Origin of the sequence: Bdellovibrio sp. HCB2-146 (assembly GCF_047345725.1) — a bacterium.
Classification (GTDB): Bacteria; Bdellovibrionota; Bdellovibrionia; order Bdellovibrionales; family Bdellovibrionaceae; genus Bdellovibrio.
Map to the genome: position 1 here is coordinate 208,827 of NZ_JBLEQP010000003.1, position 7,060 is coordinate 215,886.

Annotated in this window: 7 protein-coding genes; 4 read left to right on the forward strand and 3 right to left on the reverse strand. The window is 43.5% G+C overall.

Annotated elements, in window-relative coordinates; translation table 11 throughout:
• Position 1 precedes the first annotated feature (1 nt).
• A complete protein-coding gene (locus tag ACLWOR_RS18810; RefSeq protein WP_413942409.1) occupies positions 2 to 844 on the forward strand; it encodes an MBL fold metallo-hydrolase in 843 nt (280 codons plus the stop codon).
• Here the strand turns inward: ACLWOR_RS18810 and ACLWOR_RS18815 are convergent.
• Positions 841 to 1,557: a hypothetical protein gene (locus ACLWOR_RS18815; RefSeq protein WP_413942410.1), complete on the reverse strand. Its 717-nt coding sequence runs from the start codon at positions 1,555 to 1,557 to the stop codon at positions 841 to 843. The genes ACLWOR_RS18810 and ACLWOR_RS18815 overlap by 4 nt on opposite strands.
• Positions 1,558 to 1,627: 70 nt before the next feature.
• Between ACLWOR_RS18815 and ACLWOR_RS18820 the strand changes: the two genes are divergently transcribed.
• The 3 genes from ACLWOR_RS18820 to ACLWOR_RS18830 are packed head-to-tail and all read left to right on the forward strand — an operon-like array spanning position 1,628 to position 5,190.
• Complete coding sequence (locus tag ACLWOR_RS18820; RefSeq protein WP_413942411.1) at positions 1,628 to 2,770, forward strand: phospholipase D-like domain-containing protein; 1,143 nt, start codon at positions 1,628 to 1,630, stop codon at positions 2,768 to 2,770.
• A gap of 45 nt (positions 2,771 to 2,815) precedes the next feature.
• A complete protein-coding gene (locus tag ACLWOR_RS18825) occupies positions 2,816 to 3,421 on the forward strand; it encodes an ATP-binding protein (protein WP_413942413.1) in 606 nt (201 codons plus the stop codon).
• Positions 3,418 to 5,190: a hypothetical protein gene (locus ACLWOR_RS18830; RefSeq protein WP_413942414.1), complete on the forward strand. Its 1,773-nt coding sequence runs from the start codon at positions 3,418 to 3,420 to the stop codon at positions 5,188 to 5,190. Before ACLWOR_RS18825 ends, ACLWOR_RS18830 begins: the two co-directional genes overlap by 4 nt.
• A gap of 412 nt (positions 5,191 to 5,602) precedes the next feature.
• On the opposite strand, the gene ACLWOR_RS18835 is transcribed toward ACLWOR_RS18830, so the two are convergent.
• Positions 5,603 to 5,731 carry a hypothetical protein gene (locus tag ACLWOR_RS18835; RefSeq protein ID WP_413942416.1) on the reverse strand — a complete coding sequence of 43 codons (129 nt, stop codon included), beginning with the start codon at positions 5,729 to 5,731 and terminating at the stop codon, positions 5,603 to 5,605.
• A 69-nt stretch (positions 5,732 to 5,800) separates the two neighbouring features.
• Positions 5,801 to 6,742 (reverse strand): HNH endonuclease signature motif containing protein, encoded by a 942-nt coding sequence (locus ACLWOR_RS18840; RefSeq protein ID WP_413942418.1) that lies wholly within the window; start codon positions 6,740 to 6,742, stop codon positions 5,801 to 5,803.
• Between the last annotated feature and the right edge of the window lie 318 nt (positions 6,743 to 7,060).

Consider the following 7,060-nt stretch of genomic DNA (forward strand, 5'->3'; position numbering starts at 1 on the left):
TATGTCAGTTCAAGCGGGAGAGTCCTGGAATTACGATCGATTTAATTTTCACGGCCTCTCGCTGTCGGGAATCCGCACAGCCATTTCAATGCCTGATTTTTCGCTCAGTTTTGATGTGGCTCAAGGATATCCGTATCTCCTAAACCTCAAGCATTACTTTATCACTCACGGCCATCTCGACCATGCCGCTGGAGTTCCTTATATCATTTCGCAAAAAGCGATGAACTCCCAACCGACGGCAAACTTCTATATGCCGACCTCGTTAGTTGAACCTCTCGATCAAATTATGAAGATCTGGGAAAAAATCGAAGGTCATGAGTACAAGTACAACTTTATCCCCGTCAAAGCCGATGACGAGTTCGAACTCAATGCCCAACATTTTGTAAAGGCCTTCCCAACTACACATCGAATCGAGTCTTTTGGATATACGCTTTTTGAAACCAACAAAAAGCTCAAGCCGGAATATTTAGGCCTCGCCAAAGAAGACATCATCGACATGAAAAAGCGTGGAATCGACATCCATGACATTCATCAAACTCCGTTAGTAAGTTTTACTGGCGATACACAGATTGAGTTTTTGGATTCTCGCCCCTGGGTTCGTAAATCCAAAATACTCTTTATGGAGGCGACTTATTTGGACGATACCAAAGGTATTGATCATGCCCGCCAGTGGGGACACACCCATATCAATGAAATTATTCCGCGCTTAAAAGATATTGAGAGCGAGCAGATTGTCTTTATTCATGCTTCAAGCCGCTATTCGACAGCAGCGGCTTTGCAATTGATTGCAGAACGCGTCCCTCGTGAGTTCCATGAACGCGTTGTTTTGTATCCCGGACGTTAGAACAAATCGTTCAAGCTCATCCAGATTTTACGACTTTTCATCTTTTTGTTCTTAAAGTACTCAATCCAGTCTTGAGAACTTCTTTTCGGCCAGTTTTCTGCCAAATTTGCGACGAAAATCATCGCGCTGTAGCCTTGGCCCATTTCTTTTGGCGGGCGCAAAGCCGTCAACATTTCAGGTCCGTAGAATCCTGTTGGCAAAAGGCGCTCACGCTCTCCCAATTCACCAATGATCAAAGCATCATGAACTTGACCGAAAACAGTGCGGCTCAATGGGCTTGAGCTTTCTTTGTCCTTTGGCGTGCCCGCTGCTGCGACTACAACCATTCCAGCCATCGCGCGTTTATTAAGCAACTCGACTAGTTTTTTGTTCTCTTCATTTGCCTTCAAGTTGAAATCAAAAAACGCCATATTTGTGTCTGATGGGATAGATTCGATTTTTTCAACCAACTCTTCCATATCCACAGAACCGTCATCTTTGTACGGAGTGTAGTTCACAAGTTCGCAGTTTTTGCAGGCGCTTGCGTTTTGCTGGAATGCAGGTTTCACACGTTTTTCAAAGTCCTCAGAACTTCCAAGTCCAAAATAGACAATCGAAACCTTTGCTGTAGGCAAAGCGGCATTTGCTGATTTCGCAACTCCCCAACCGAAAAATACCAATAGGAACGCGATAAATGTTTTAACATTCAAGTTTGCTGTGTTCTTCATCATCATGTCATAAGTTTGCACCCCTTGATGCTTTGCTGTCGACTTTTTTAAGAAATTATTGAACAATGCAGCAATTATGGACAATTGGACCCGCAGCCAGATTTTTCATTCAGGAAATGACTTTTTTACGTCCCTGCGGGCGGACATCGTTGCCGCACAAAAAAGCATCACACTCGAAAGTTATATCTTCGCTCTCGATCGTCTGACGGAACCTCTGCTGAAAGATTTGGAAGAAGCCCGCCAGCGCGGATGCACTGTTAAAATCATCGTTGATGGCTTTGGCGCTTACGAAAACATTCCAGCTCTGGATCGAATTTGCGAAAAAGCTGGGATTGAGCTTCGAGTTTTTCATCCACTTCCCTACCCACTGCTATGGTTTCGAAAAATGTCTTTCCTAACTGAGGGACGCACGCTTTTTCTATTTCGCCGCGTGAATCGACGCAATCACCGCAAAATCGTGGTCATTGACGAAAAAGTCGCCTATTTGGGAAGCATTAATTTTATTGAAAATCATTGTGCTTCAATTGTCGGCGACAAAGCTTGGCGCGATACGGGTGTGCGACTGGAAGGCCCCCTAGTACGCCAGCTGTCGTTAGCGTTTCAAGTCACCTATCTGCGCACGCATTACCGAGGTATCTTGTCGTGGATGAATAGTTGGAAGTGGCACCCCCCCCAACGTTCTCCTGCACTCTATTTAAATACGACAAAAAATATGCGCAAAAATCTCTACAAAGATATTTTGCGCCGTCTGAATCATGCGCAACATCGCATTTACATCACGACGGCTTATTTTTTACCAAAGCGCGCACTTCTGCGTGTCCTATTAAAGGCCGCACGACGTGGAGTGGATGTTCAGATCTTGATTCCAGGCAAATCCGATGTACCACTGGTAAAATGGGCGGCTTTTTACATTGTTCGTTTCTTGTTGAAAAGACGTATTCCAATGTATGAATACCAAAAAAGCATTCTGCATGCGAAAACGATGATCGTGGACGATGATGTGTACATTGGATCTTTCAACCTCAATCATCGAAGTATCATGCATGACTTAGAGGTTATTGCTCGTTTAGATGACCCCAAAAGTCTCTATGATATGCTCCAACAATGGCATCAGGACATCAAGGACTCGAAATCCGTTTCAGAAAAGGACTTTCGTGCTCCATCTTGGATCGCTCGATTGATCTACTGGGTCGCATTCCGTCTACGCTATATGCTGTAAAGTAAAAATATTGACCGAAGGGTTGTTTATTACGATCCTTATCATATGAAGACCTACGTCAAAGTTGCAATTACTGGTGGCCCTTCTGGGGGAAAAACGACTCTTATCGAAGCTCTGAAAAAAGAACTCGGCCAAAAGTGCGCCGTGGTTCCAGAAGCTGCGAGTATTTTATATCGTGGTGGTTTCCCACGCTATAAAGAAGCAAACTCTGTCATTCATGCGCAAAAAGCGATCTACTACACGCAAAAGGAACTGGAAGATCTTATCTGTCATGTCAGTCAGAAATCTTTGATCGTCTGTGATCGTGGATCTGTCGATGCCGTTGCCTATTGGCCCGAGAGTCCCGTGGATTTTTACAGCTCGCTTAAAACGACTCCCGCTGCTGAATTGGGACGTTATGACTGGGTTATTCATTTGGATACGGCCTCTTTGGATTTCTATGATTCCAGCAATCCGATTCGCACCGAGACTTTCCAAGAAGCTTGGGATTTGAATACTCGAATTAAAAATGCTTGGGAACAACATCCCCGCCGTATCGTGATCACGCACAATGCGGACTTTCTTTCTAAAATGACCACTTCGTTAGCTGTTATCAAAGCGATTCTTGCTCACAAGAGTGCTGACGATATCAAGAAGGAACTATTGACATGAAATTTGTAAGCCTTCTCATTCTGTCTCTTACTCTGACGTTGCCAGTGCTCGCGCAAACGAAGGGCCCGAAACTCAAACCCCTTTTGTTCCAAGCGGATAAAAATAATCTACAGGTACTGCCACAGCGTTTCGAATATTCTTTGATCGACGAAGATCGCTTGAAGGTCGGTAATATTTTGATCGACACCACGCAGGTGACATTTCAGTTGGAACCAGTTCCTCAACGCAAAGGTCAATACCGCCTGCACTTCACTTGGCCTGCAGGCTTATTGAAAAAAGGCGAACTGGCGATCAAGAACAATTCAGGCAAAGCCATTTTTACCTCTGAAATTTCTCCTGACAATTCTAAAATTTCCAAAGTCGCAGCCAGCGAAGATGAGCCGGAACTGCAATTGGACGTTGCAGAGTTTACCAGCGAGACAATCGATAAAAGTCTTGTCGATGACATGAAGTATTTCCCCTTCATGACGTTCTGTATTTATCGTGAGAGCGAAGAAACTCGTATCTACCTTTGTTCCAAAGAACTTTATTTGACAGCACAAGGCGATCAAATGGTGATCAAGCCGCGTTCTGCTTCCAAGAAAACAGCTTTGGTTGAAATCAACGGCAAAGTCGTAGGCAACCAAGGTATGATCTATTTGAACGACAGCACTGAGAACGTGTCGTTCAAAACGCAAACGCAAACGGGTTCTTTCCTTGAAATTGATACGCGCATGAAAGCTGTTGATTTCAAAGATGCTGTTTTATCTCCCGATGAAAAACGTGTGATCTTGACGGCATCCGGTGCTGAGCCTGTTGATGAAAGCAAAGTAAAAAAGATTTCTGAGACCGACTGGCAAGTTGATTTATCTCGCGGCCGCCCTTTGATCTATCTAAAAGGCGAAGGCGATATTCCGATGCGCCAAGAATTCTATATTCGCGGCAAATTGCCACAGGAAAAAGATCGCCCTTACCTGTCAGCTAAATCGATTCAAAAAACTTATTCTTCCACTTTGAGTTTCTCAGGTGTGAGCCCCGAAGGCGTCCAAACCAAAGCGTACGACAAAGATCCCGCAGCAGAACTTCAACCCACAAAGAAGAATCAGTTCCTATGGACCTTGCGTGATATCGAACCGGGTGAACAACGTCGTTATTTAACGGTACAATCTGGTGAAGATAGCTTCTTGGTGGGTTACGATATTTCCCGTGGTCTGCCGATGGCTTTGGGTATCAGCGGTCGCTACTACACTCCTTCTGGTTTGATGTATGCAAATTTGGATTTCCAATGGTGGTTTGAAAACTTCATTGGTATGAATTCCGAGCCCTTCCGCTTTCACTGGGGCGTGCAACTGGAAAGAAATCAACTTCTGTCTAAACAAGACGGCGAAGCAAATGCAGACCTGACAACAGTTGAGCTCTTGTGGCGCGCCCAAGCCGGATTCTTCTTGCAAGACGAGACTTGGGGGTTAAGCCTTCCTTATCAAATGATTGCCGCTGAAGAAGCCAATGGCAGCGCTTATGGTATCGGCGCATTCTGGTATAAAAAAGCTCCGACATCATTGGCGTCTTATATGAACTGGAACGAATACAAGTTGCAGTATTTCTTAGGCTCCACAGGAGACTTCAAGGTGTCTTCAGCTTACGTGCTCAGTGCAAAAGCTTATAAGAACCTGAGCAAGAACTGGAACCTTCGCTATGGTTTGCTATTGAGCCAGTATAAATTTGATCCTGCAGCTGAAAAAGAAGACATGCAAATCGGCCTTGATGCCGGCGTCCTTTGGCAGTTCTAAATTGACCATTCCTCGTCTGGCGGCCGACCACCTTATGGCCGTCAGACATTTTCTATCTATCTATCTATCTATCTATCTATCTATCTATCTATCTATCTATCTATCTATCTATCTATCTATCTATCTATCTATCTATCTATCTATCTATCTATCTATCTATCTATCTATCTATCTATCTATTTACAATCATAGCGACGGCGCTCCGCTTGCGCTGGGCATTAGTTGATTCTATTCCCTTCGGGGTGGCGTTCTTCGTCAGTAGAAAAGATATGAGGGATTCCTTCCTTCCTTCCTTCCTTCCTTCCTTCCTTCCTTCCTTCCTTCCTTCCTTCCTTCCTTCCTTCCTTCCTTCCTTCCTTCCTTCCTTCCTTCCTTCCTTCCTTCCTTCCTTTCTTCCTTTCTTCCTTTCTTTCTACATCACAGCGACGGCGCTCCGCTTGCGCTTGGCATCAGGCAATTGTTTGGTGTAGCGCTCTTCGTTCAGCAGAAACAGTTTTGCGATCTTCCGCCATCCTTGAGCAGGCTGTTTGCCGACCATCATGGTCGGCAAAAGGTATAGTGGGTTCAGTTTGTTTTCATTAATCTAAGCTCGGTCGTTTCTTGGTAATCCTCATAAGAATTGCAACTGACTTTCCTGACGGTATTTGTACCTATTGTGATTGGCACAAAGGACTTGAAGATTCGAAAGGGCATGACTCCCGTTCGCCCACTGAGATGTTTTATGATCGACCTGCAAGGCAAAAGTACTTCCGCAGATCTTCCCTGTTTTTAAATCACGATATTGACAGCATTGATCCCGATTCAGCACTTCTTTCTTTGTCTTGGGTGTGAGCGTTTTATTGACTCTTTCAAGAGAAGCTGACGCCTTCTGTTCTTCTTCCTTTTGAATGTTGCTAGAGTTTGCCTGTCTGCTATTTGTGTGAGTTTTTCCTGCCAAATAGGTATCTGCCAAAATCTCCACAACTGAAGCCAAAGAGAAATCCATTCTCTCTTGTTGTATTTTATGGGCAGCAAGATCTTGGCATTTTTGAATCTTTTCGTACTGTTCTCTCGTAAGTGTAAACTCGACACGAACCGATTCGTCTTTTTGCATTTTCTTAACATCGTATTCTTTAACCTTGATATCCAAAATCTGCGCCAGTTCTTTTTGGGTTTCCATGCTTGTCTTTCCAGAAATTCTAGCCACCAGTTCAGACTTCACCAAAGCCGTTACTTTCTCTCCAGAGACTCGCTCTTTCTCTTTTACCGCACGAGTGAGTTCTTCAATCTTTGTGATATCGATTGATCCATTTTTGATATTTTCAACCAAAGTCGGCACTTGTTTTAAAAGGTTTGCGGCTTCTATTCTTCTGTAAGCGGCTCTTTCGGAATAACCGAATACTTTAACAAGATAATCTTTTAGAGAGCCATACCCACGAGCCAAATGAAGTTCTCGACGAGACACTTCTTTTATGTGCTCAAGAATAATATGCAAAATTCCTCGCTCTTGTTTCACATGCATATCAAGACTCTTTTCAAGTTCAGCATCGCTAAGAGTAATTAGTTTTTTCATAAGAACCTCCGAGTTGAGATTCTTATATCACGGGATTTTTGAATGATTTTTTCTTCTCCGAAAGAAAAAGAAATAAGAGCTAATTAAACACTCTAATCTTGCATCCATTGCGAGATTTACCTGCAAAACTATTTTTTAGCGATCACATTGATAATCATTCAATGGAGCGAATTTGCGAAAGAAGAAAAACTCGTCAATAAATTTTATTGTTACAAATTAGTTTTGTTGCAATGAGCAAGCGGAGCGCCGACATCCGCCCGAACGAAAATTAGAAAATTAGAAAATTAGAAAATTAGAAAATTAGAAAATTAGAAAATT

Coding starts and splice junctions, on each gene's coding strand:
- ACLWOR_RS18815 (WP_413942410.1), bottom strand. CDS start 1,557: ATGATGATGAAGAACACAGCAAACTTGAATGTTAAAACATTTATCGCG.
- ACLWOR_RS18830 (WP_413942414.1), top strand. CDS start 3,418: ATGAAATTTGTAAGCCTTCTCATTCTGTCTCTTACTCTGACGTTGCCA.
- ACLWOR_RS18825 (WP_413942413.1), top strand. CDS start 2,816: ATGAAGACCTACGTCAAAGTTGCAATTACTGGTGGCCCTTCTGGGGGA.
- ACLWOR_RS18840 (WP_413942418.1), bottom strand. CDS start 6,742: ATGAAAAAACTAATTACTCTTAGCGATGCTGAACTTGAAAAGAGTCTT.
- ACLWOR_RS18810 (WP_413942409.1), top strand. CDS start 2: ATGTCAGTTCAAGCGGGAGAGTCCTGGAATTACGATCGATTTAATTTT.
- ACLWOR_RS18835 (WP_413942416.1), bottom strand. CDS start 5,731: ATGATGGTCGGCAAACAGCCTGCTCAAGGATGGCGGAAGATCGCAAAA.
- ACLWOR_RS18820 (WP_413942411.1), top strand. CDS start 1,628: ATGGACAATTGGACCCGCAGCCAGATTTTTCATTCAGGAAATGACTTT.